General features: G+C 63.9%; 21 protein-coding genes. 8 read left to right on the top strand and 13 right to left on the bottom strand.

Features of this window, described 5'->3' with window-relative positions:
* Positions 1-12: 12 nt before the first annotated feature.
* The 5 genes from ATY75_RS32825 to pcaD all read right to left on the bottom strand — a co-directional run bounded on the left by ATY75_RS32825 (position 13) and on the right by pcaD (position 3,865).
* Positions 13-1,059 carry a 3-carboxy-cis,cis-muconate cycloisomerase gene (locus tag ATY75_RS32825; RefSeq protein ID WP_088940672.1) on the bottom strand — a complete coding sequence of 349 codons (1,047 nt, stop codon included), beginning with the start codon at positions 1,057-1,059 and terminating at the stop codon, positions 13-15.
* Positions 1,060-1,284: 225 nt separating this feature from the next.
* Complete coding sequence (gene pcaG / locus ATY75_RS32820) at positions 1,285-1,896, bottom strand: protocatechuate 3,4-dioxygenase subunit alpha (RefSeq protein WP_088940671.1); 612 nt, start codon at positions 1,894-1,896, stop codon at positions 1,285-1,287.
* 2 nt (positions 1,897-1,898) lie between these two features.
* On the bottom strand, positions 1,899-2,648 hold the full coding sequence (gene pcaH, locus ATY75_RS32815) for a protocatechuate 3,4-dioxygenase subunit beta (protein WP_088940670.1): 750 nt from the start codon (positions 2,646-2,648) through the stop codon (positions 1,899-1,901).
* Positions 2,649-2,657: 9 nt separating this feature from the next.
* Positions 2,658-3,059 (bottom strand): 4-carboxymuconolactone decarboxylase, encoded by a 402-nt coding sequence (gene pcaC, locus ATY75_RS32810; protein WP_088940669.1) that lies wholly within the window; start codon positions 3,057-3,059, stop codon positions 2,658-2,660.
* Positions 3,056-3,865, bottom strand: coding sequence for a 3-oxoadipate enol-lactonase (gene pcaD, locus ATY75_RS32805; RefSeq protein WP_088940668.1), 810 nt, complete (start codon positions 3,863-3,865; stop codon positions 3,056-3,058). The genes pcaC and pcaD overlap by 4 nt, the downstream gene beginning before the upstream one ends.
* Before the next feature lie 409 nt (positions 3,866-4,274).
* On the opposite strand from pcaD, the gene pcaQ reads away from it, so the two are divergent.
* The 3 genes from pcaQ to ATY75_RS32785 all read left to right on the top strand — a co-directional run bounded on the left by pcaQ (position 4,275) and on the right by ATY75_RS32785 (position 6,455).
* Positions 4,275-5,192: a pca operon transcription factor PcaQ gene (pcaQ, locus tag ATY75_RS32795; protein ID WP_088940666.1), complete on the top strand. Its 918-nt coding sequence runs from the start codon at positions 4,275-4,277 to the stop codon at positions 5,190-5,192.
* Between the two features lie 73 nt (positions 5,193-5,265).
* A complete protein-coding gene (locus ATY75_RS32790; protein ID WP_088940665.1) occupies positions 5,266-5,787 on the top strand; it encodes an MbcA/ParS/Xre antitoxin family protein in 522 nt (173 codons plus the stop codon).
* Positions 5,784-6,455 (top strand): RES family NAD+ phosphorylase, encoded by a 672-nt coding sequence (locus ATY75_RS32785; RefSeq protein ID WP_088940664.1) that lies wholly within the window; start codon positions 5,784-5,786, stop codon positions 6,453-6,455. The genes ATY75_RS32790 and ATY75_RS32785 overlap by 4 nt, the downstream gene beginning before the upstream one ends.
* On the opposite strand, the gene ATY75_RS32780 is transcribed toward ATY75_RS32785, so the two are convergent.
* Positions 6,452-7,084, bottom strand: a complete 633-nt coding sequence (locus tag ATY75_RS32780; RefSeq protein ID WP_088940663.1) for an alpha/beta family hydrolase — start codon at positions 7,082-7,084, stop codon at positions 6,452-6,454. The two genes, ATY75_RS32785 and ATY75_RS32780, sit on opposite strands and share 4 nt — an antisense overlap.
* Positions 7,085-7,744: 660 nt before the next feature.
* Entirely contained in the window at positions 7,745-8,644 is a 900-nt protein-coding gene (locus ATY75_RS32765) for a LysR family transcriptional regulator (RefSeq protein ID WP_088940662.1), read from the bottom strand.
* A gap of 128 nt (positions 8,645-8,772) precedes the next feature.
* On the opposite strand from ATY75_RS32765, the gene ATY75_RS32760 reads away from it, so the two are divergent.
* The 5 genes from ATY75_RS32760 (at position 8,773) to ATY75_RS32740 (ending at position 12,368) form a co-directional block, all read left to right on the top strand.
* Positions 8,773-9,621, top strand: a complete 849-nt coding sequence (locus ATY75_RS32760; RefSeq protein WP_088940811.1) for a class III extradiol ring-cleavage dioxygenase — start codon at positions 8,773-8,775, stop codon at positions 9,619-9,621.
* Positions 9,618-9,998 (top strand): glutathione S-transferase N-terminal domain-containing protein, encoded by a 381-nt coding sequence (locus ATY75_RS32755; RefSeq protein WP_088940661.1) that lies wholly within the window; start codon positions 9,618-9,620, stop codon positions 9,996-9,998. Before ATY75_RS32760 ends, ATY75_RS32755 begins: the two co-directional genes overlap by 4 nt.
* A gap of 29 nt (positions 9,999-10,027) precedes the next feature.
* Positions 10,028-10,426, top strand: a complete 399-nt coding sequence (locus ATY75_RS32750) for a DoxX family protein (RefSeq protein WP_049733018.1) — start codon at positions 10,028-10,030, stop codon at positions 10,424-10,426.
* A gap of 88 nt (positions 10,427-10,514) precedes the next feature.
* A complete protein-coding gene (locus ATY75_RS32745) occupies positions 10,515-11,417 on the top strand; it encodes an NADP-dependent oxidoreductase (protein ID WP_088940660.1) in 903 nt (300 codons plus the stop codon).
* Positions 11,418-11,666: 249 nt separating this feature from the next.
* The gene (locus ATY75_RS32740; protein ID WP_088940659.1) at positions 11,667-12,368 is read left to right on the top strand and encodes a DUF899 family protein; all 702 of its coding nucleotides are present in this window, start codon (positions 11,667-11,669) and stop codon (positions 12,366-12,368) included.
* A 12-nt stretch (positions 12,369-12,380) separates the two neighbouring features.
* On the opposite strand, the gene ATY75_RS32735 is transcribed toward ATY75_RS32740, so the two are convergent.
* The 6 genes from ATY75_RS32735 to hutI all read right to left on the bottom strand — a co-directional run bounded on the left by ATY75_RS32735 (position 12,381) and on the right by hutI (position 19,225).
* The gene (locus ATY75_RS32735; RefSeq protein WP_088940658.1) at positions 12,381-13,010 is read right to left on the bottom strand and encodes a J domain-containing protein; all 630 of its coding nucleotides are present in this window, start codon (positions 13,008-13,010) and stop codon (positions 12,381-12,383) included.
* Between the two features lie 172 nt (positions 13,011-13,182).
* Complete coding sequence (locus ATY75_RS32730; RefSeq protein WP_088940657.1) at positions 13,183-13,758, bottom strand: HutD family protein; 576 nt, start codon at positions 13,756-13,758, stop codon at positions 13,183-13,185.
* A 5-nt stretch (positions 13,759-13,763) separates the two neighbouring features.
* Positions 13,764-15,437 (bottom strand): urocanate hydratase, encoded by a 1,674-nt coding sequence (gene hutU / locus ATY75_RS32725; protein WP_088940656.1) that lies wholly within the window; start codon positions 15,435-15,437, stop codon positions 13,764-13,766.
* Between the two features lie 30 nt (positions 15,438-15,467).
* Positions 15,468-16,274 carry an N-formylglutamate deformylase gene (hutG, locus tag ATY75_RS32720; protein ID WP_088940655.1) on the bottom strand — a complete coding sequence of 269 codons (807 nt, stop codon included), beginning with the start codon at positions 16,272-16,274 and terminating at the stop codon, positions 15,468-15,470.
* Between the two features lie 156 nt (positions 16,275-16,430).
* A complete protein-coding gene (gene hutH / locus ATY75_RS32715) occupies positions 16,431-17,966 on the bottom strand; it encodes a histidine ammonia-lyase (RefSeq protein WP_088940654.1) in 1,536 nt (511 codons plus the stop codon).
* On the bottom strand, positions 17,963-19,225 hold the full coding sequence (gene hutI, locus ATY75_RS32710) for an imidazolonepropionase (RefSeq protein ID WP_088940653.1): 1,263 nt from the start codon (positions 19,223-19,225) through the stop codon (positions 17,963-17,965). Before hutI ends, hutH begins: the two co-directional genes overlap by 4 nt.
* Positions 19,226-19,241: the final 16 nt, after the last annotated feature.

Below are 19,241 nucleotides of genomic sequence, written 5' to 3'. Positions count from 1 at the left end.
TTTCTTCCGGCTTTAGGCCGCGCCAAGCCGCTTGATATTGCCTGTCAGTTCGCCCGCCAGCCGCAGCGAGGCGGCCGTTGCCATCGCCATTTGCGGCAGCAGCAGCCATTCGAGCGTCCAGGCAGCACCCGAGCGTTCCTGTTCATGGACGAGGGACTGGTGAATGCCGGACAGCGCCGTCGCGTTGAAGCGGGCGAGCGCGACCAGGGTTTCGGCGGCGACCGGGTTCTGCTTGTGGGCCATTGCCGACGAGGTGCCGCCGCCTGCGATTTCGATCTCCTGGCCGGCCTGGGCAAGCAGGGCGATATCCTGGCCGATCTTGCCGAGGCTGCCGGAGATCGAGGCAAACAGGCCGGCGATATCGGCGATCGGCAGACGCCCGCTCTGCCATTGCCGGGTGTCGGTCAGGCCGAGTTCCTGGGCGAGCGCGGCGCGCACGGCTGCAGCCTGCGGCCCGAGCTTGTCGAGCGTACCGGCGGCGCCGCCGAACTGGACGGGAAAACTCTGCTCGGTCAGGCGGTCGCGATAGGTCTCCAACGGCGCGCGCCATGCGTCAAGACGGTCGGAGACGCTGATCGGGATCGCCGCCTGCATGCGGGTGTGGCCCATCAGCCGGCTGCGGCCGAACCGGCGGTCGAGCCCATCGAGCGCTCCGGCAATCGTGGAAAGCCGACCGGTGAACAGGAAGACCACGGCCTTCAGCCGGATCATCAGGCTGGTATCGATGACATCCTGGCTGGTGGCGCCGAGATGCAGGCTTTTTGCCGCCTCCTCGCCGATTTCGGCGCGCAGCTGCTTGATGAGTTCGGGAACGACGACGCCGTCCCGTGCCGTTGCCGATCGAAGACTGGCGAGATCCGGGGAAAAGCCGGCACAGATTTCGGTGATCTTTCTTGCCGCTTCCGCAGGGATCAGGCCATGGGCGGCTTCCGCCCTCGCCAGCGCGGCCTCGAAGGAGAGCATGGCGCGGATATCGGCCTCGGCGGAGAAATAGGGCGCGAATTCATCGTCGCCGACGAGGCCGGAGAGGAAGGGGTGGTCGAAGGGCGATGCGGTCATGGTCTGCTCGTTTGTGGTGGTGGCCCCTCATCCGGCTGCCGCCGGGGTCGAGCCGCCGGTCTCGACCCGTCCTTCGGACCCCCGAGGGGAGAAGGGATTTGGGGCGGTGTCGGCGCTTATAGGCAGCTGCTCTCGTATGGCACTGTTCCCCTCTCCCCTCGGGGAGAGGGCAGGGTGAGGGGGCTCCTTACACTGAACCTCAAGGACAAGCCGCTGGCCAGCCCCTCAAATATCCAAAAACACCGTTTCTTTCGCACCCTGCAGGTGGACATCGAAATGACAGGTGGCACCGTCGCGGGTGGCGACCATGGTTGCGACGCGCTCGCGATGTTCGATGCGCAGAAGCAGCGGGTCGGCGGCGTTGGCTTCCATCTCCTCCGGGAAGTACATCCGCGTGTGCAGGCCGATATTGATGCCGCGGGCGACAATCCAGACGGTGATATGCGGGGCTTGTCTGCGGCCGTCCTTGAAGGGGACGCGGCCGGGCTTGATGGTTTCGAAGCTGTAGACGCCGTCCTCGCTGCGGGTCGGGCAGCGGCCCCAGCCGGTGAAATTCGGATCGGCGGCGCCGCGCATTTCCGAGGGGCTGTTGTAGAGGCCGGCGCTGTCGGCCTGCCAGATTTCGACAACGGCATCGCGCACCAGCGCGCCGGCGCCGTCGAAGATGCGGCCGGTGACGGTGATGCGTTCGCCGAGCGTCTTGTCGTTGACCATCTGGGTGCCGAGGTCTGCAACGTAGACGCCCGTGATGTCGCAGAAATTTGGCGTCAGGCCGATATGGACATAGGGGCCGGCCGTCTGCGACGGGGTTTCCTTGAGATAGCCGAGCTGCTGCATGGTCAATTGCCCTCCAGCCTGTTTTCGAACATCGTCGAGCGGCGGCCGCGCAGCACGATATCGAATTTATAGGCGCGTGAATCCATCGGGATCGTATTGCCCCAGTCGAGCGGCGCGATCAGCTGCTCGATCGCCGCCTTGTCGGGGATGGTGCCGACGATCGGACATTTCCAGATCATCGGGTCGCCCTCGAAATACATCTGGGTGATCAGCCGCTGGGCAAAGCCGTGGCCGAAGATCGAGAAATGGATATGGGCCGGGCGCCAGTCGTTGACGCCGTTCGGCCAGGGATAGGCGCCGGGCCGCACCGTGCGGAAATGGTAGCGGCCGTCCTCGTCGGTGACGGCGCGGCCGCAGCCGCCGAAATTCGGGTCGATCGCCGCCAGATAGCTTTCTTTCTTGTGGCGATAGCGCCCGCCGGCATTGGCTTGCCAGAATTCGACCAGTGCGCCGGCAACCGGTTTTGCCCGTTCGTCGAGCACCCGTCCATGGACGATGATGCGCTCGCCGATGGCGCTTTCGCCGGGCCGCGCATAATTCAGGATCAGGTCGTTGTCGAGCTCACCGATCATCGAATGGCCGAAGACCGGGCCTGTCGTTTCCGAGATCGTGCCGTCGAGCGAGAGCAGGGCGCGCTGCGGCGCGCGCAGCACCGAGGTTTTGTAGCCGGGGGTCAGCGCCGGCGCGTGCCAGGCGCGATCGCGGGCGAAGAAGGCGCCGGCCTCAGGCTTGCGGTTCGGTAATTCGGACATTTTCCTCCCTCAGGCCGCCTTTTCGGCGTCCATTTGTTCAAAGACCTGTTTGGCGATCTTGATCGCATGATTGGCGGCGGGAACGCCGGCATAGATCGCCACATGCAAGAGCGCCTCGCAGACATCCTCGCGGGTCGCACCCGTATTGGCAGTGGCACGCACATGCATGGCGACCTCATCGTCCTGGCCGAGCGCCGCGAGCAGGGCGATGGTGACGATCGAGCGCTCGCGTTTGCTCAGCCCCGGCCGCGACCAGACATGACCCCAGGCGGCTTCGGTGATCAGCTCCTGGAACGGGCGGTCGAACTCGGTTGCGGCCGCCGCAGCGCGGTCGACATGGGCGTCGCCGAGCACGGCGCGCCGGGTCGCCATGCCCTGCCGGTAACGCGCGGAGGAGGCGGGCTCGTTCATCGATTGGTTTCTCCAGCGGGAAGAGACGTCAGGAAGGCGCGGAGGATCGCCGTCAGCGCCTCCGGCTGCTCGACACAAGGGATGTGGGCGCAGTCCGGGATGACCTCGTAACGGGCGCCCGGGATCAGCTTCGCGGTCGCCAGCACGAGATCGGGCGGCGTCGAGCCGTCCTGGTCGCCGACGATGCAGATCGTCGGGACAGCGATGCTCTTCGCCGCTTCGGTGAAATCGGCATCGCGGATCGCTTCGCAGGCGGCGATATAACCCTCGACCGGCTGGCGCGTCAGCATGTTGCAATAGCCTGAATAGGCGGTGTTCTCGGGCCGGCGGAAGGCAGGCGTAAACCAGCGCTCCATGATGGCGTCGACGATGCTGCCGATGCCGTTTTTCTCGACGGCGGCGATGCGGGCATTCCAGCTTTCCGATGTGCCGATCTTATGGGCGGTGTCGCTGAGGATGAGCGCGCCGACGAGATCCGGCCGGCGCTGATAGAGCGACTGGGCGACGAGGCCGCCGACGGAGAGGCCGCAGATGACCGCGTCCTTGACCGACAGCAGATCGAGCAGGCCGGCAAGATCGGTCGCATGATCCTCGATCGACGCGGGGAGCTGGCCGACATCGGAAAGCCCGTGGCCGCGTTTGTCGTAGAGCACGATGGCGTAGTCCCCGGCCAGCCGCACCACGACATCGCGCCAGATGCGGAAATCCGTGCCGAGCGAATTGATGAAAACGATCACCGGCCGGTCGGCAGGCGCGCCGATGACCTGATAATGGATCGTCACGTCGTTTATGCGGGCGAACTGCACGTCAATCTCCTCGGTTCAGCCGGGCGGCGGCCCCTCATCCGGCTGCCGCCACCTTCTCCCCGCCGGCGGGGAGAAGGAGATATGCCGCACCGTCTCCTCAACCTCGACGCCCCGTTTGGGCACGTCCCCTCGCCCCGCCTGCGGGGAGAGGGTTAGGGTGAGGGGCATTGGCGCTTCCGTCATCTCGGCCTTGAGCCGAGTACCCACACCGCATCACCAGCACCCGCGGCATGGATCCTCGGCTCAAGGCCGAGGATGACGGAGAGTGGGGGAGGCTCTTCGCCAAACTCGTCCCGGCATAAAAAGCCCATCCAACGGCACATACTCCTGATGTTAAAACTGACCGGTTGATCCGGTTAAGTAAAATGATATTTATCAGTCTTTCGATAACCTCGGAGTTATGCGAGCGATGATCGACAGCCGGGTCAAGTTTCGTCATCTGCAGACCTTTGTCGAGGTGGCGCGGCAGAAGAGCGTCATGAAGGCGGCGGAATTGCTGCATGTCAGCCAGCCGGCGGTGACGAAGACGATCCGCGAGCTGGAGCAGGCGCTGGGTGTCGACGTCTTCGAGCGCGATGGCCGCGGCATCAAGATCACCCGGTACGGCGAGGTCTTTTTGCGCCATGCCGGGGCGGCGCTGACGGCTTTGCGCCAGGGTCTCGATTCCGTCTCGCAGGAGCAGTTCGCCGATGCGCCGCCGATCCGCATCGGCGCCCTGCCGACGGTGTCGTCGCGCATCATGCCGCGGGCGATGGAGCTCTTTCTCAAAGAACAGACCTGGAGCCGGGTGAAGATCGTCACCGGCGAGAACGCCGTGCTGCTGGAGCAGCTTCGCGTCGGCGATCTCGACATCGTCGTCGGCCGTCTGGCGGGGGCCGAGAAGATGGCGGGCTTTTCCTTCGAGCATCTTTATTCCGAGCAGGTGGTGTTTGCCGTGCGCGCCGGCCATCCGCTTGTCAAGGGCGGCCAATCGCCTTTCTCGGGTTTCGGTGATTACACGGTGCTGATGCCGACGCGGGGTTCGATCATCCGGCCGATGGTCGAAAATTTCCTCATCGCCAACGGTGTCTCCAGCCTGCCGAACCAGATCGAGACGGTCTCGGATTCCTTCGGCCGCGCCTTCCTGCGCTCGAGCGACGCGATCTGGATCATTTCCAACGGCGTAGTGGCCGGCGACGTCGCCGACGGGCGGCTGGCGCTGCTGCCGGTCGATACCGGCGAGACCAGGGGGCCGGTCGGCCTGACGATGCGCGCCGATGCCGTGCCGTCGGTGCCGCAATCGATCCTGATGCAGACGATCCGCGAGGCAGCCAGGGAAGTTTCCTAACGGCTCAGCTCTTTAAATCTGCTTGTCGCCTGCCCAGATTTGGACTATGTCTATTTCAAGACGGGAGGCTGTTATGCAGCATGCACGACGCAGGGAGCGGGAAAGCCAGGGGCCGCAGCGGCTTGAGACCGACAGGTTTGCGCCGGCAAATCGCAAAAGGCTGAGTGCACCGGCTTTGCGAACCTTCCTGGCGATCGCCGATCTCTGGGGTTTAAGCGAAGAGCAGCGGCTGCTGGTGCTCGGTTACCCCTCGCGCTCAACCTATCACAGTTGGGCCAAGCAGGCGCGCGAGCACGGGGCCTTCACGCTTGATGTCGATACGCTGACCCGGATTTCCGCCGTGCTCGGCATCCATCAGGCACTCGGCGTGCTGTTTGCCGACGATCGCGCCGGCGTCGCCTGGCTGCGCGTGCCGCATCAGGCGCCGGTGTTCGGCGGCCATCCGCCGCTTGATATCGTCACCAACGGAACCCAGGACGGGCTGATGACCGTGCGCCGTTTCCTCGATGGCGCCCGCGGCGGTGTCTACATGCCGCCGAACAGGCTCGATGAGGCATTCACGCCTTACGAAGATGCGGACATCGTCTTCCGGTGAGTGAACGCTTTGCCGAGGCGCCGCGTCCCTCCTACCGGCTGATACCGTCGCAATTTCCGCCGATCGGGCTTTTCGACACGGTCGCGCGGGCGGCCGACCTCGAAGCCGTGATGGAACTCGTCGGCTGGACCAACGACCGTCTCGTCGCCGACCGCATCCACCGGCTTCCCGAGGATGAATGGGTCTACGGGAGTGCGAACGCCAGCATCGTCATGGCGGCCTTCCTGCATGTGGCGCCGGGCGGCATGCGCTTCAACGGCCCCGATCTCGGTGCCTGGTATGCCGCCGACAATCTCAAGACCGCCGCCGCCGAGGTCGGCCATCATCTCCGGCGCGAGGCTGTCGCCCGCGGTGTGGCGACGATGGCGCGCACCTATCGAAGCTACGCGGCCACTCTGATCGGGGACTATCTCGATATTCGCGGCGAACAGACGCTGCTGCCCGATGTCTATGACGGTGCGAGCTATGCGGCGTCGCAGCTGTTGGGCGAAGAGGTGCGTTCGAGCGGCGCCGCCGGGATCCTTTATGACAGCGTCCGGCTGAGAGGCGGCGTCAACATCGCGGCGCACCGGCCGCGCAACATTCGCGACGTGGTTCAGGCCGATCACTTCGAAATCACCGTTTTCGCTGCCGACCGTCGCATCGATGTCAGGAGACTGGCCGCCTAAAGGCGCACGGCCCAAGCCTTGACGGCTTTCGCCATCGTGGCGAGATGATCGGCAGCGGAGAAGCCGGAGATTGTCTTGCGCGGCTTGAGATCATGGTCGCCGTCCTCGAGCCAGAGGATTTCGATCCGGTCAGAGAGATCGTAGCCCGGCACCTCGTCGCGCGTGCCGAATTCGTCGCGGGTTCCCTGGCAGATCAGCGCGGGCGTTGTCAGCCGCTTGAGGTGAGCGGTGCGCAGTTTCGTCGGCTGGCCGGGCGGATGGAAGGGATAGCCGAGGCAGAGCAGGCCGGCGATCTTTCCCCTGGCGTGAAGATCGTCGGCGATCATGCTGGCGACACGGCCGCCCATCGACTTGCCGCCGATGATCAAGGGACCGTCAACGCCGAGTTCGGCAATCGCTGCTTCATACTCGGGATTGAGCGTTTCGGCTCGCGGCGGCGGCTTGCGGTCTCCGCTGCGGCGGGCAGCCATATAGGTGAATTCGAAACGGGCCACACGGAAACCGACCGTGGCGAGCGCCTCCGCCGCCGATGTCATCGATGCCGAATCCATCGGCGCGCCGGCGCCATGCGCCAGCAGAATGGTGAAGCGGGCATCACGGGGGCCTTGAAGCAGAAACCTGTCAGACATCGGCAAAACTGTCCCTTGAAAGTCAGGCCTGAAGGGTCCATATACGGCTCCTGCCTGAAAAATGGATGCGCGCGGTATCGACGTCGTCGAACTGTTCGCTGTCCGACAGGATAAGGGCGCTCCCCGCAAGGGTCGAGCGCCCTTTTTGCTTTTCGGATACCGGCTGGACTAGAGCCTTTCCTGGTTAGATTGCAGCATTCTGTTGGCTCAAACGGAGTCGGATGGTCGACCGGCCGGCGCGCGTCGTAGCCCAGCTCTACGGCCAAGCCGGCCGGTCGAGCAGCCGGCCCGTTTCAGCCAACCCGAAGGGCCGGGCATTTTTCCGCCAGGATCAAAGGCGATCGGCTCGGACGTACCAAGAGGTATGTCCTTCGCCAATCGCCTTTGATCCTGGCGGAAACCTGCTCCGGCAGAATGCTTCAATCTAACCAGGAAAGGCTCTAACGGCCTTGGGTTCATGCTGGTGCGATGGGGATCAACTCCCACCATACTCTATATAGCACTTCGGAATCCCGAAATTGGCTGCGCCGTTGAAATCGCTGTATATTTTCTTGCGGCGACGGCGCTGAAAACGCGTCGGATTTCGGAATCCCGAAGCGGGGGATTTCGGGATTCCGAAGTGGGATTTTTTTCGTCCCGCCGTTTTCTCGCTGAGCAGGATTATCCCATCTCCCGGGTGCTCGCCGTCAGAAAGTCGATGAAGGTGCGGACCTTGGCGGAGAGATATTTGCGGCTCGGATAGACGGCGTAAAGTGTGCTGTTGAAACCGAGCGTGATGGCCGGAAGCACGATTTCCAGGCGGCCGGCTTCGATATCCTGCTCGGCCATCCATGCCGGCAGGAAGGCGAGGCCCATGCCGCGCAGGGCCGCGAGATGCATAATTGTCTCATTATCGCTGAGCATCACGGTGCGGAAGGTGATCTTGTGTGGTCCGTCAGGACCTTCCAGCGACATGCTTTCCCCGAGGTTGACGCCGGAGTAGCGAAGCAGGGCATGGCCGGTGAGTTCGGCGACGTTTTGAGGCCGCCCGGTTCGCGCGAGGTAATCCGGCGAGGCCATGAGACGAAACTGCACATTCGTCAGCGGGCGGGCGACGAGACCCGGATCGAGCCGGTCCTGCGACGTTGCCCGCAGCGCAAGATCGAAACCTTCGTCAACCAGGTTCACCAGCCGGCCGCTAAGATCCAAGTCAAGGCAGACATCGGGGTAGCGCCGGTTATAGGCTGCCAGCATGTCTGTAAAATAGCCGGTTGCCGCCCAAACCGGCGCACTCAATTTCAGGGTACCGCGGGGCGCCACCGTCACATTGCCGATGGCGTCTTCCACCTCGTCCAGCCGTTCGAGCATCTCCCTGGTCTGGTTGAAATAAAGCCGCCCGGTCTCCGTCAGGCTGACATGGCGGCTGGTTCGGTTGAGCAGCCGCGTCCCCAGCCGGTTCTCGAGCTGCATCACATGCTTGCTCGCCATTGCCGGTGAGACGCCAAGGCGATCGGCGGCAGCGGTGAAGCTTTTCAGTTCGGCGACGGTGCAGAACACCCGCAGGCTCGTCAACGTATCCATTGATCATCAACATCCAGGAAATGGTTCTTCAATATCCGCCACATTGATCAATAACAGAGAAAAAATCAAAATCTTCCCATCGAAGTGCCGCCCCCATGCTCGTGGCAATGATGCGAAGGACAATTCCGGTGACAAATTCCAGACTCCCGACCTATTTCGTCAGCCATGGCGGCGGCCCCTGGCCCTATATGACGGGCGATTTCCGCCGCAACTTCGATGTGCTCGAACAGTCGCTGGTCGACATGCGCGCCGAACTCGGTGATGCGCCGAAGGCGATCCTCGTGGTCTCGGGTCACTGGGAAGAGGATGGTTTTGCCATATCGTCGGGCGTCAAGCCGGGCATGGTCTACGATTATTACGGCTTTCCCGAACACCTCTATCACATTACCTACAATGCCCCCGGTTCGCCCGATCTCGCAAACCGCGTGCAGCATCTGCTGCGGGCGAGCGGCATCGAAGCGGTGCTCGATCCGACCCGCGGTTACGATCACGGCACTTTCAGCATCATGAAGCCGCTCTATCCGGAAGAGAGCATCCCCGTCGTGCAGCTTTCGCTGGATGCGGGTTACGATCCGGCGCTGCACATCAGCGTCGGCCGGGCACTGGCGCCGTTGCGTGACGAGGGCGTCCTGATCATCGGCAGCGGTCTCAGCTATCACAACCTTTCGGCCATGCGCGGCACGGGCGGATATGAGCCGTCCCGCCGCTTCGACGCCTGGCTTCAGGAAACGCTGGTTCACACGGCCTGCGACAAGCGCACCGAGCGGCTGATCGAATGGCAGCAGGCGCCGGCTGCGCGGGCGGCGCATCCGCGCGAAGACCATCTCATCCCGCTGATGGTGGTGGTCGGCGCCGCCGAGAACGAAGCCGGCGCCACCACCTATCACCAGAAGGACTTCGCCGGCGGGCTCACCGCATCGAGCTTCCGTTTCGGCCGCGTGCCCTCGACCCCTCAATTACATGGAGATGCGCAATGACCAGCGAAACCTTCAAGCCGATCGTCTACCTCAAGGAAAACTGCCCCTTCTGCCTCAAGGTTCGCCTCTTCCTTCTGGAATCGGGTCTGGCATCGGACGTGGAAAGCCGCGACTTCGTTCCTGGAACCGAGCAGGAAGAGAAGATCCGGGCGGAGCTGTCGCCGCATCTCGACAGAGTGAGCTTTCCTTCGGCGCAGCTCGAGCCCGGCCGCTATGTCACCGAATCCGACGATATCATTGCATTTTTCGCAGCGAAGGCCGGCCGTGATCCGGCGGGCATGACGGTTTACCGGAACTATGTCGATGGGGTCTTCGCCATGTCGATGAAGCTCTGGAAAGAAAACCAGGAACTGAAGAAGGCGGCCTCCGCCGCCTGACCTCCCATCAACCTCTTTGGAGAAACTCGATGATCAATACCGGCAAATGGACGCCATACGTCCTCGCACTTCTGCGCATCATGGCGGCCCTGCTCTTCCTCGAACATGCCACCATGAAGTTTCTGCAGTTTCCGGGTCCGATTCAAGGCGTACCCTATCCGCTGCCCGCCCTCCTGCTGGTTGCAGGCGCAATCGAGGTGATCACCTCTGCTCTGATGCTCGTCGGATTTCAAACGCGCATCGCAGCATTCATCGCTTCGGGCGAAATGGCTGCCGCCTATTTCATGGGCCACATGCCGTATGGCTTCTGGCCGGCGCTGAACATGGGTGAAGGCGCCATCCTGTTCTGCTTCATCTTCCTTTACATCGCCTTTGCCGGCGGCGGAGCCTGGACGCTCGACAACACGCGTCGTCCCGCCACGGCCTGAGATGGCGCCATCCGGAAATCGCCTATGCCCGGCTGCCGGGCGGCAGTTGGGCATAGGCGCAACGCAACGCTGAAATTCTGGAGACGCCATGAAAGCGGCACTTCTCAAATCCTACGGTGATGTCGACCAGTTCGAAATCGCGGACCTTCCGGTGCCGAAGCCCGGACCGGGCGAAGTCCTGATCAAGATCGAGGCATCCGCCGTCAATCCTTTCGATCTCATTCTCCGCCAGGGCTTCATGGCCCAGTATATCCCGCTTCCGCTGCCGGCCGTGCTCGGCGGTGACGCCGCCGGCACCATCGCGGCCCTCGGCGAAGGCGTGACCGGTTTTGCGGTCGGCGAGCGGGTCGTCGCCGATTTTGCCGCAAACGGCAAAGGCGCCCATGCAGAGTATGGTGTCGTTCCCTCGACATCCGTCGCAAGGCTGCCCGCCGCACTCGGCTTCGAGCAGGGCGCCTCGCTGGTCAAGGCAGGTCTTACCGGCCGGCAGACCGTGGAAGCGCTCGGCGTCAAGGCCGGCGACCAGGTTCTGGTTTCCGGCGGCCTCGGCACGGTCGGACGGTCCGCCATCCAATACCTCAAGCAGATCGGCGCCCAGCCGGTTGCCGGCGTCCGGCCCGAGCGGCTGAACGAAGGCCGGGCGCTGGCTGGCGAAGCGCTCGACATCACGGTTCCTGCCGCAAGCTGGAGCTTCGACTATGCGATCAGCACGGCCGGCCCGGTGGCCGGCAACCTCATCGGTCATGTCCGCGACGGTGGCACCATTGCGAGCATCGTTCCGGTGCCGGAAGGCGCCAATGCCGCAGGCCGCGTTATCGTCCGTGAACTCTACCACCGCACCGACGCGGCCATGCTCGACGCTATTCTGGCGTCCGCCGCCACCGGTGAGCTGGTGATCCCGATTTCCCACACCTTCACCCTGGAGCAGATCGGCCTTGCCCAGAATGCGGTTGCGGCAGGTGCTCCCGGGAAGGTCGTACTCAAACACTGAAAGACAGAGACGCAGCCCCGCGCCGCGTAAACCCCAACGACCGGCATGAGGTTCTTCATGCCGGCCGTTTCGGCCGCTTGTGCAGTATTTCTGTTCCGCTGCTCCTCAAAGGCGGATTTTTCCCGTCGCCCTTGTCGATTTTCGCATCCTCCGATCGTCATGCCAACGATGTGCTAGAATTCCCTTTGCGGCTTCAGCGCGTCCTTGGGCGCGTCAGAGAGACGCGCGGCAACAGAAGGAGGACATGTCATGGATAACCAGCATCTGATCCCTGCAGCCGTGCTTGCGGCAAAGAATGGCATCCGGTTTCCCAATGAGACCGAGGAATATCGTAGCGCCCGCGACGCGCTGCTCGCCGAAGAGATCGAGTTGCGCCGGCACATCGAGCGTGTCGCGAGGCAGCGCCGGGCGCTGCCGCCAGGCGGCGAAGTCAAGAAGGATTATCGCTTCGAAGGCGCCGGCGGGCCGATCTCGCTCAGCGAGCTCTTCGCGGATAAGCAGACGCTGATCGTCTACAGCTACATGTTCGGCCCCGAGCGGGAGCGCCCGTGCCCGATGTGCACCTCGCTGCTGTCGGCCTGGGAGGGCGAGGTGCCTGACATCCAGCAGCGCGCCGCCCTTGCGGTCGTTGCCCGCTCGCCGATCGGAAAGCTGCTCGCCTTCAAGAAGGAGCGCGGCTGGCATCACCTGCCGCTTTATTCCGACACGACGGACGAATACAGCCGCGACTATCACGCCATCGGCAAAGACGGCAGCGACGACGCGGCTTTCAACGTCTTCACGCGGCGCGACGGCACCATCCGCCATTTCTGGAGCGGAGAGATGGGCGGGGTGACGGCCGATCCCGGCGAGGATCCGCGCGGCGCGCCCGATCTGATGCCGCTCTGGACCGTGTTCGATTGCACGCCCGAAGGCCGGGCGCCGGATTGGTATCCGAAGCTGTCCTATTGAGGTCGTGGGCCGTCAGCCGGTGGAACGGTTTCTCGACGTTTCGATCCAGTCGAGATTGGCGACCGAAGCCTCCGGCAGTGGTGACGGATCGACGTCGTAGACATAGCCGGCGAGCATGTCGGCGGCGCGTTCGGCTGCCTTGATCTTCGCCTCGGTTTCCGCGACCGCCTTGCCGATCGCTTCGATGCGGGCGCGGAACATGTGAGCGAGCACATCGCGGCCGGACTGTTTTTCGAGCCGTTCCAGATGCAGGCCGATGCGCGAGGCGTGGCGTTCCAGCTCGCTCTTGCTGAACCGTGCCCTGCGCAGTTCTTCGGAAAGGCTTTCCTGCATGACGGCGACGGGATCGAAACTTCCGGGCACGCGCTCGTCGAGCACTGCGTCGGTGACGAGCTTCTCGATCATGACGAGCGCCTGCAACTCGGCGGCGTCGGCGAGTTCGACGTCATAGCCGGTATCGTCATAAACCTTGCGGCGGACGGGATCGAGAAGCAGCCCATAGGCTTTCTGCAACTTGTCGAAAGCGTCTGTATCTCCGCCCGAATCGGGGTGGGCGACCTTGGCCAGACGCCGATAGGCGGCCTTCAGCTGCGCCTCATTCGCATCGCGTTCAACGCCGAGAATATCGTATGGATCCGTCACGCCTGCTCCCTTGCTACCCAACGTGGTGGGCAGTCTAGGTCTTCTTCTGCATCAGAAAGGCGAAGTTTAGACCGAAAGCAGGAATGACGTCCATGGCCCGAAATAGCAACGGTTCATGCGAATGCCCGGGCCGTTTTTCGATTGTCCAATTTTTTCAAGCTGTTGAACAAGATCAGCTGGCGGCGATCGAAGCAAGATAACACCTTGCCTTGCCATCGATTTTGAGCTCGCTTCCGGCCGCATCCGCCATCAGCAGCGCATCGCCTGATGCAAGCGTGCCGGTCTCGTCGCCCTGCCGGAACGACAGGGTGCCTCGGTGGCAGAGCAGCAGGCCTGTCGACGACGTCAGCGGCACGATCCTGCCGCCATCGATTTCGATGCGGACCAGCCTGTGCGCAAGCCCCGCGCGGCGGGTCATGACATTGAGATCGGTGATTGCACCGTCCTGGAGTCTGGCCGCGACCGGGATATCGGCCGGGAAGGCCAGAGGATCGCTCGCCGTCGTCAGCAGCACCGGCGTTTTGCCTTCGATGTCGAGCACTATGCCGTTGCCGTCGAGAATCACCAGCGTGCGGTCGATGCCGGGAAAGATCGAGAAGGGCCCGTCGGCTGCGACGGTCGCCATGCTGACGCGCCAGTCGAAGCCGGCAAGGCCGGCCTCTTCGGGCGAAACGGCGATCTCAACCGTTTCGCCGCCGCCGTTTTTCCACGGCATGCGCTTGTGATCGCCGGCGCGCAGGATTCGCATGGGGCTCAGTTCCCGAGAATGCCGGGCAGGCGCAGGCCCTTGTCCCTCGCGCAATCGAGGGCGATGTCGTAGCCGGCATCGGCGTGGCGCATGACGCCGGTCGCCGGATCGTTCCAGAGCACCCGCTCAAGGCGCTTGGCCGCATCATCGGTGCCATCGGCGCAGATGACGACGCCGGAGTGCTGGGAGAAGCCCATGCCGACGCCGCCGCCATGATGCAGCGATACCCAGGTGGCGCCCGAGGCGGTGTTGAGCAACGCGTTCAACAGCGGCCAGTCGGAAACGGCGTCGGAGCCGTCCTTCATGGCTTCGGTTTCGCGGTTCGGCGAGGCGACCGAACCGGAATCCAGATGATCGCGGCCGATGACGATCGGGGCGGAAAGCTCGCCGTTCCTGACCATTTCATTGAAGGCCAGAGCCAGGCGGTGACGGTCGCCGAGGCCGACCCAGCAGATGCGCGCCGGCAGGCCCTGGAAGGCGATGCGCTCCCTCGCCATGTCGAGCCAGTTGTGCAGGTGGGTATTGCCGGGGGTCAGCTCCCTCACCTTGGCATCCGTCTTGTAGATATCCTCCGGGTCGCCTGACAGGGCGGCCCAGCGGAAGGGACCGATGCCGCGGCAGAACAGCGGTCTTATATAGGCCGGCACGAAGCCGGGGAAGGCGAAGGCGTTTTCCAAGCCTTCTTCCTTGGCGACCTGGCGGATGTTGTTGCCGTAGTCGAGGGTCGGGATGCCGGCATTCCAGAAGGCGATCATCGCTTCGACATGTTCGCGCATCGAGGCGCGCGCCGCTTTTTCCACCGCCTTCGGATCGCTCTCGCGCTTGGCCTTCCATTCGGCCATCGTCCAGCCCTTCGGCAGGTAGCCGTTGATCGGGTCGTGCGCCGAGGTCTGGTCGGTGACCATGTCGGGGCGGATGCCGCGGCGGACCATCTTCGGCAGGATTTCGGCGGCATTGCCGAGCAGGCCGACGGATTTGGCTTCGCCGGCCTTGGTCCAGCGGTCGATCATCTCGAGCGCTTCGTCGAGGGTCTCGGCCTTGGCGTCGAGATAGCGGGTGCGCAGGCGGAAATCGATCGAGTCAGGATTGCATTCGACGGCGAGGCAGCAGGCGCCGGCCATGACGGCGGCGAGCGGCTGGGCACCACCCATGCCGCCGAGGCCGCCGGTCAGGATCCATTTGCCCTTGAGATTGCCGCCATAATGCTGGCGGCCGGCCTCGACGAAGGTCTCGTAGGTGCCCTGCACGATGCCCTGCGTGCCGATATAGATCCACGAGCCGGCCGTCATCTGGCCGTACATGGCAAGGCCCTTCTTATCCAGCTCGTTGAAATGATCCCAGGTCGCCCAATGCGGCACGAGGTTGGAATTGGCGATCAGTACCCGCGGCGCATCCTTGTGGGTGCGGAAGACGCCGACCGGCTTGCCGGACTGGACGAGCAGCGTTTCCTCTTCCGTCAGCGTCTTCAGTGTGGCGACGATGCGGTCGAAATCCTCCCAGGTGCGGGCGGCGCGGCCGATGCCGCCATAAACGACGAGCTCGTTCGGATTTTCCGCGACATCGGGATCGAGATTGTTCATCAGCATGCGCAGCGGCGCTTCGGTCATCCAGCTCTTGGCATTGAGCTCGTTGCCGCGGGGCGCGCGGATTTCGCGGATGTTATGGCGTGGATTGGTCATGACGGTTCCCCTGTTCTCAGGTTTCTATCTTCAGCGTTTCAGGCCCGGTGCGATCTGTTCGATGCGCACCAGAATGTCTTTGAGATGGATGCGAAGCCGGTCCGCCTTAGCGGTGTCATAGGCAAAGGGCGGCGTCTCGGTCTGGAGATGCGTCGATTGCGCAAGCTCCATCTGGATGGCATGCACGCCGATCGCGGGCCGGCCATAGTGGCGGGTCGTCCAGCCGCCCTTGAAGCGGCCGTTGAGCACGCTGTCATACCCTTCGGCGGCCTCGACGACGGTGAGCGTCGCCTGCTCGATAGCGCCGTCGCATGTCCTGCCCATATCGGTGCCGATGTTGAAATCCGCCAGCTTGCCTTCGAAGAGGAAGGGAATGTGCGAGCGGATCGAGTGGCAGTCATAGAGGATGGCGACGCCATGGATTGCTCTGACGCGCTCGATCTCGGCGGCAAGGGCGGCATGATAGGGCGCATGGAAGTCCCGCAGCCGCGCCGCGATATCGGCCTCGTCGGGCGCCTGCCCATCCTTCCAGATCGCCTTGCCGTCGAAGTCGGTTTCCGGAACGAGGCCGGTGGTGTTCTGGCCGGGATAGAGGCTGACACCCGCTGGATCGCGATTGGCGTCGATCACGCAGCGATGGAAGGTGGCGCGCACGGTCGTCGCGTCGGACAGCAGGCTGTCATAGAGTGCGTGGATGTGCCAGTCGGTATCGGCGAGGATCCGGCCATTGTCGTTGAGGCGGTCGTAAATCGCCGGCGGCACGTCGGTGCCGGTGTGGGGGAAGGCGAGGATGACGGGGGAGGTGCCCCGACGGATTTCGAAGACGGGGGTGTTCATGGCAAAAACCCCTCCCCAACCCCTCCCCACAAGGGGGAGGGACTTACCTCGCGGCTCCCGCTGCATTCAGTCTTGAACGCAGAGCATGAGGCTAGTTTTAGCCCCTCCCCCTTGTGGGGAGGGGTTGGGGAGGGGACTTTTTCTTTCCCGATCATTTCAGCTCTCCAAAACCGGCAAGATGCCGGATGAAACCGAAGCATTCAGCGCGCCCGTCGCCACCAGCTCGGCCGCGGCGGCGAGATCGCCCGCCATGTAGCGGTCGCTATCAAGGCTCGGTACCTTGCCGCGGATTGCGGCGATTGCCTTCGAAAGCTCCGGGCTCGTCGAAAGCGGCGCGCGCAATTCGACCCCTTGCGCGGCTGTCAGCGCCTCGATGCCGATGATGCCGAACAGGTTCTCGGTCATGCCGAGCAGGCGCCGGGCGCCGTGGCAGGCCATGGAGACATGGTCTTCCTGGTTGGCCGAGGTCGGGGTCGAATCGACCGAGGCCGGGTGCGACATCTGCTTATTCTCGGACATCAGCGCCGCCGAGGTGACTTCGGCGATCATAAGGCCGGAGTTGAGACCTGGCTTCTTGGCGAGGAAGGCCGGCAGGCCGTAGGAAAGCACCGGATCGACCAGCAGCGCGATGCGCCGCTGCGAGATGGCGCCGATCTCGCAGACGGCAAGCGCGACCTGGTCGGCGGCGAAGGCGACGGGTTCGGCGTGGAAATTGCCGCCGGAGACGACCGAATTGTCCCACAGCACCAGCGGATTGTCGGTGACGGCATTGGCCTCGATTTCGAGGGTGCGGGCGACCGAACGCAAGAGGTCGAGGCAGGCGCCGTCGACCTGCGGCTGGCAGCGGATGCAATAGGGATCCTGTACGCGCTCGTCGCCCTCGATATGGCTCTGGCGGATGACGGAGTTTTCGAGCAGGCCGCGAAGCGCGGCTGCGGTATCGATCTGGCCCTTATGGCCGCGCAACGTGTGGATATCGGCGTGGAAGGGCGCCGAGGAACCCATCGCCGCATCGGTCGACATGGCGCCGGTGATCAAGGCGGATTGCGCGGCGCGATGGGCGCGGAAGAGGCCGGCGAGCGCCAACGCCGTCGAGGTCTGCGTGCCGTTGATGAGCGCCAGGCCCTCCTTGGCGGCGAGAACGACTGGCTTCAGCCCGGCCCTTGCGAGGGCCTCGGCGCCGGAAAGACGTTCGCCGGCGAAGAAGGCTTCGGCCTCGCCCATCATCACCGCGGCCATATGGGCGAGCGGGGCAAGATCGCCGGAGGCGCCGACCGAGCCCTTTTCCGGGATCAGCGGGATGACGCCCTTATCGAGCATGCCTTCGATCAGCCGCACCAGTTCCAGCCGTACGCCGGAGGCGCCGCGGCCGAGCGAGACCAGCTTCAGCGCCATGATCAGCCGGACGATATTTTCCGGCAGCGGCGCGCCGATGCCGCAGCAATGCGACAGGATGAGATTGCGCTGCAGCGTGGCGACGTCGGCGCTGTCGATCTTGATCGAGGCAAGTTTGCCGAAGCCGGTATTGATGCCGTAAACCGGCGCATTGCCGGCGGCGATCTCGGCAATGCGGGCGGCGGCCTTGGCGATACCGGCATCGAAGGCGGGATCGAGCCTTGCCGGCTCACCGGTCCAATAGATGATTTCCAGATCCTTGAGCGAGACGGAGCCCGGGTGGAGCGTAATGGTCATCGACCGTTCCTTTCGCCTTTGAAGACGCGTGTATGAAGCGGGTTGAAGCCGATGCGGTAGACGAGCTCGGCAAGGCTCTCGATATTCCAGACGGCGAGATCGGCGGATTTGCCGGCTTCGAGCGTTCCGGTCTCGCCGATAAGGCCGAGCGCCCGGGCGCCTTCGCGGGTGGCGCCGGCGATGCATTCCTCGACGGTGAGGCCGAACAGCGTCGCCGACATGTTCATGGTGAGCAGCATCGAGGTGAGCGGCGAGGTGCCCGGATTGCAATCGGTGGCGATCGCGATCGGCACGCCGGCCCGGCGCAGTGCCTCCACCGGCGGCTTCTGCTTTTCATGGATGGCGTAGAAGGCCCCGGGCAGCAGCACGGCGACGGTGCCGGCGGCGGCCATCGCGGCGACGCCTTCCTCGTCGAGATATTCGAGATGATCGGCGGAAAGCGCGCCATAGGCGGCCGCCAGCTTGGCGCCGCCGAGATTGGAGAGCTGCTCGGCATGCAGCTTGACCGGCAGGCCGAGCGTTTTGGCCTTGTCGAAGACGCGGGCGATCTCGGCTGTCGAAAAGGCGATGCCTTCGCAGAAGCCGTCGACGGCATCGGCAAGGCCGAGATTATACATGTCGTCGAGGCCGGGCAGCACGACATCGTCGAGATAGTCGCCGTTGCGGCCCTTATATTCCACCGGCGTCGCATGGGCGCCGAGATAGCTGGTGGCGACGCGCACCGGCCTGATGTGGCCGAGCAGGCGGGCGCTCTGCAGCATCTTCACTTCACCGCTGCGGTTGAGGCCATAACCGGATTTGATCTCGATCGTCGTAACGCCTTCGGCAAGCAGTGTATCGAGCCGCGGCAGCGCCGTGGCGACAAGTTCCTCGACCGACAGGGCATTGGTTGCCTGAACGGAGGAGACGATGCCGCCGCCGGCCCGCGCAATCTCCTCATAGGTCGCGCCCTCAAGGCGCATCTCGAACTCGCGGGCGCGATTGCCGCCGTGAACGATATGGGTGTGGCAGTCGACGAGGCCGGGGGTCACCCAGCGGCCTTCAAGATCGACGATGTCGGAATGTTCGATGGCCGATGCCGGCAGTTCGCTTTCGGCGCCTGAAAAGGCGATGCGGCCGTTTTCGATCAGAACGGCGCCCTTTTCGATGATGCCGAGCCCGGCTCTGTCAGGCGCGAGCGTCGCCAGGCGCGCATTGCGCCACAGCGCCGGCCGGACGTCGGCAGATGGGGCTTCGTCTGAAAAATTGTTCCCGGTCATCAGCTTTGCGCCTTTC

This window comes from Rhizobium sp. N122, assembly GCF_002211295.1.
GTDB lineage: Bacteria > Pseudomonadota > Alphaproteobacteria > Rhizobiales > Rhizobiaceae > Rhizobium.
Note: the sequence above shows the minus strand (reverse complement) of the source record. Positions and strands in the feature narration are given on the sequence as shown.

Bases quoted from the DNA above. Each gene is read 5' to 3' on its own strand.
- ATY75_RS32825 (WP_088940672.1), bottom strand. From the start codon at position 1,059: ATGACCGCATCGCCCTTCGACCACCCCTTCCTCTCCGGCCTCGTCGGC.
- pcaG (WP_088940671.1), bottom strand. From the start codon at position 1,896: ATGCAGCAGCTCGGCTATCTCAAGGAAACCCCGTCGCAGACGGCCGGC.
- pcaH (WP_088940670.1), bottom strand. From the start codon at position 2,648: ATGTCCGAATTACCGAACCGCAAGCCTGAGGCCGGCGCCTTCTTCGCC.
- pcaC (WP_088940669.1), bottom strand. From the start codon at position 3,059: ATGAACGAGCCCGCCTCCTCCGCGCGTTACCGGCAGGGCATGGCGACC.
- pcaQ (WP_088940666.1), top strand. From the start codon at position 4,275: ATGATCGACAGCCGGGTCAAGTTTCGTCATCTGCAGACCTTTGTCGAG.
- ATY75_RS32790 (WP_088940665.1), top strand. From the start codon at position 5,266: ATGCAGCATGCACGACGCAGGGAGCGGGAAAGCCAGGGGCCGCAGCGG.
- ATY75_RS32780 (WP_088940663.1), bottom strand. From the start codon at position 7,084: ATGTCTGACAGGTTTCTGCTTCAAGGCCCCCGTGATGCCCGCTTCACC.
- ATY75_RS32765 (WP_088940662.1), bottom strand. From the start codon at position 8,644: ATGGATACGTTGACGAGCCTGCGGGTGTTCTGCACCGTCGCCGAACTG.
- ATY75_RS32755 (WP_088940661.1), top strand. From the start codon at position 9,618: ATGACCAGCGAAACCTTCAAGCCGATCGTCTACCTCAAGGAAAACTGC.
- ATY75_RS32750 (WP_049733018.1), top strand. From the start codon at position 10,028: ATGATCAATACCGGCAAATGGACGCCATACGTCCTCGCACTTCTGCGC.
- ATY75_RS32745 (WP_088940660.1), top strand. From the start codon at position 10,515: ATGAAAGCGGCACTTCTCAAATCCTACGGTGATGTCGACCAGTTCGAA.
- ATY75_RS32740 (WP_088940659.1), top strand. From the start codon at position 11,667: ATGGATAACCAGCATCTGATCCCTGCAGCCGTGCTTGCGGCAAAGAAT.
- ATY75_RS32730 (WP_088940657.1), bottom strand. From the start codon at position 13,758: ATGCGAATCCTGCGCGCCGGCGATCACAAGCGCATGCCGTGGAAAAAC.
- hutU (WP_088940656.1), bottom strand. From the start codon at position 15,437: ATGACCAATCCACGCCATAACATCCGCGAAATCCGCGCGCCCCGCGGC.
- hutG (WP_088940655.1), bottom strand. From the start codon at position 16,274: ATGAACACCCCCGTCTTCGAAATCCGTCGGGGCACCTCCCCCGTCATC.
- hutH (WP_088940654.1), bottom strand. From the start codon at position 17,966: ATGACCATTACGCTCCACCCGGGCTCCGTCTCGCTCAAGGATCTGGAA.
- hutI (WP_088940653.1), bottom strand. From the start codon at position 19,225: ATGACCGGGAACAATTTTTCAGACGAAGCCCCATCTGCCGACGTCCGG.